Below are 2,927 nucleotides of genomic sequence, written 5' to 3' on the forward strand. Positions count from 1 at the left end.
AGCGCGGCGCGGCGACGCAGGCCACGGGGCGTCGCCGCCGGCGCGCCCCGATCAGTTGCGCTGCGCAGGCGGCGATGCCGCGCGCTGGCGGCGCGCCATCTCCTCCTCCAGGGCGCGCAGCGCCGCCGGCGTGACGGTGCTGTCGCCGTAGTCGATCGTCAGCCGCACGATCCGCCCGGTGAAGGGGTTGGGCGAGGTGTAGTCGCGATCATCCACCGAGGTCCCAGTGTCGAGGCCGACATCGAAGGTCTCGTCCCAGGCGACGGTGAAGGGCAGCGTGTTCGGCAGCGCCTGCTGCGCGGCCTGCTGGCCGTTCACGGTGAGCGTGCCGGTGCCGCCGCGGCCGAAGGGCAGGCCCTGCGGCTGCATCTGCCAGTCGAAGACGAGGGTGTGCCGGCCCGGCGGCAGCGCCGCGGCGCCTTCCCACTTGGGGCGCTGCACGCCGAGCAGGTTCCAGGTGAAGACTGGCCGGCCCTGGTTCAGGTAGAAGGCGTAGCCGGAGAAGCGGCCGCCCTGGGTGACCAGCACGCCATTCGCCCCACCCTGCGGCACCTCGATCTCCGCGGTGATGCGGTAGGACCGGTTCAGCAGGCTCGGCGCCGCATTGCCCTGGATGGCGGAGACCGGGCCGGTATAGACGAATTGCCGCCGCCCCGCCGCCGGCCCTGGGCGCGCCGCGATCATCCGCGTGAGCGTGGAGTTGTCGAGCGGTAGCACCTGGTAGCGTGCGGCCTCCATCATGAAGACCTCCTGCATCATTCGCAGTCGGTCGGGCTGCCGCGCCGCAAGGTCGTTCAGCTGCGTCGGGTCCTCGGCCAGGTTGTACAGCTCCCAGCGGTAGCCGTTCATCACGTCGGCGGGCTTGGGCGAGGTGGTGTCCCAGGGTGGCACCGGCGGCGTCGTGCTGGCCATCCAGCCATCGTGGTAGATCGCGCGATTGCCCAGGATCTCGAAATACTGGGTGCGCCGCCGGGAGGGCGCGTCGCGGTTCGCGGCGTCGAAGGTGTAGAGCAGGCTGGTGCCCTCGATCGGGCGCTGCGGCACGCCGTTCACCACCTGCGGCTGCGGCAGGCCAGCCGCTTCCAGGATGGTCGGCGCGATGTCGATGACGTGGTGGAACTGGTGACGGATGCCGCCGCGGTCGGCGATGCGCCGCGGCCAGGCGATCGCCATGCCGTTGCGCGTGCCGCCGAGGTGGGAGGCGACCTGCTTGGTCCAGCGGTAGGGTGTGTTGAGTGCGAAGGTCCAGCCGATGGCCATGTGGTTGTAGGTGCGGTCGGTGCCCCAGGCGTCGATGAAGGGCATCATCTGCTCGGCCGTGAAGCGCGCACCGTTGAAATACGCGACCTCGTTGACCGTGCCGTCGGGCCCGCCCTCGGCGCTGCCGCCGTTGTCGCCGCTGATATAGATGATCAGCGTGTTGTCGAGCTGCCCGGCATCCTCGACCGCCTGGATGACGCGGCCGATCTCGAAGTCGGTGTAGGCGAGATAGGCGGCGTAGATCTCCATCTGGCGGGCATAGAGCCGGCGCTGGTCGGCGCTCAGGCTCTCCCAGCGCGGCAGGAAGTCGGGCCAGGGCGGCAGCTGCGCGTTGGGCGGCAGGACGCCCAGGCGCCGCTGGTTGTCGAAGATGCGCTGGCGCAGCACCTCCCATCCGCCGTCGAACTGGCCGCGGAAGCGCTCCGCCCAGTCGCGTGTCGGGTGGTGCGGCGCATGCGTGCCGCCCGGCGCGTAGTGGATGAACCAGGGGCGGCCCGGTGCGACGGAGGTGACGAGCCGGATGTGGTCGATGGCGTCGTCGGCCATCGCGGTGGTCAGGTTCCAGCCGGGCGCGGCGCCGACATAGGGATGGATCGGCGTGGTGTTGCGATAGAGGTTGCCCGGCTGCCACTGGCTGGTGTCGCCGCCGACGAAGCCGAAGAAGTAGTCGTAGCCCTGTCCTGTCGGCCAGTTGGCGAAGGGTCCGGCCGGTGTCGCCGTCCAGGCCGGCACGTTGTGGTTCTTGCCGAACCAGGAGGTCGCGTAGCCGCTCTCCCGCAGCGTCGCGGCAACATGCGCGGTCTCCGGCGGGATGATGGAGTTGTAGCCCGGGAAGCCGGTCGAGAGTTCCGAGATGTTGCCGAAGCCGACGGAATGGTGGTTGCGCCCTGTGAGCAGCGCGGCGCGTGTCGGCGAGCAGAGCGCGGTGGTGTGGAACTGCGTGTAGCGCAGGCCGGCCTGCGCCACGCGGTCCAGCGCGGGCGTCGGCACCACGCCGCCGAAGGTGGCCGGCGCGCCGAAGCCGACATCGTCGGTCAGGATCAGCAGCACGTTCGGCGCGCCCTCCGGCGCGGCCAGCTGCGGCGGCCAGGCGACCTGGCTGTCGCCGGCATTCGGCATGATGAGGCCGGTGAAGGGCGGCGTCGGCGCTGGCAGGCTGAAGCCGTTCGGCGTGATCACCGCCGTGTTGGAGCCCGGGGTTCCACGGACCTGCTGCGCCGTGGCGCCCCCGGCGGTGGCCGCCAGCGCGGCGGCCACCACGCAGAGCAGCCGTCGCAGCCTGCACCATGATGACATGTATGCTTCTCCTGCTCCGGGTAGCGGAGCTCGGGCGGACGCCCATGCGCCACCAGTGCGGCGACTATGGACGACCCGCCTCCGTCGGGAGGCCTGTCACGGGTATCCAGATCGGGCAACTTTGCGGCCCGAGCCGCCCGGTGGCGGCCCGTCGCGAGACCCGGCCGGCCAGGGGCGCGGTGCGGGGCGGGGCGGCCGGCGTCAGCCGCACCGCGCGCAGGTCATCAGCCCGCGCCGCTCCCGCGCCGGCTCGATCGCGTAGCCGCAGCGCAAGCAGTTCGCGCCGTCGTCGGTCGCGTCGAAGGGATCGGCCACGCGCCGGGCCGCCCTGGACGAGGCCGGCCGGCCTGGCCGTGGCGCACGCGGCGACG

1 protein-coding gene is annotated in these 2,927 nt (G+C 71.7%); it reads right to left on the reverse strand.

Annotated elements, in window-relative coordinates; translation table 11 throughout:
• Window positions 1-51: 51 nt before the first annotated feature.
• A complete protein-coding gene (locus tag OZN99_RS28885; RefSeq protein WP_270938670.1) occupies window positions 52-2,556 on the reverse strand; it encodes an arylsulfatase in 2,505 nt (834 codons plus the stop codon).
• Between the last annotated feature and the right edge of the window lie 371 nt (window positions 2,557-2,927).

The sequence above is a fragment of the Falsiroseomonas oryzae genome, assembly GCF_027856955.1.
Lineage (GTDB): Bacteria > Pseudomonadota > Alphaproteobacteria > Acetobacterales > Acetobacteraceae > Falsiroseomonas > Falsiroseomonas oryzae.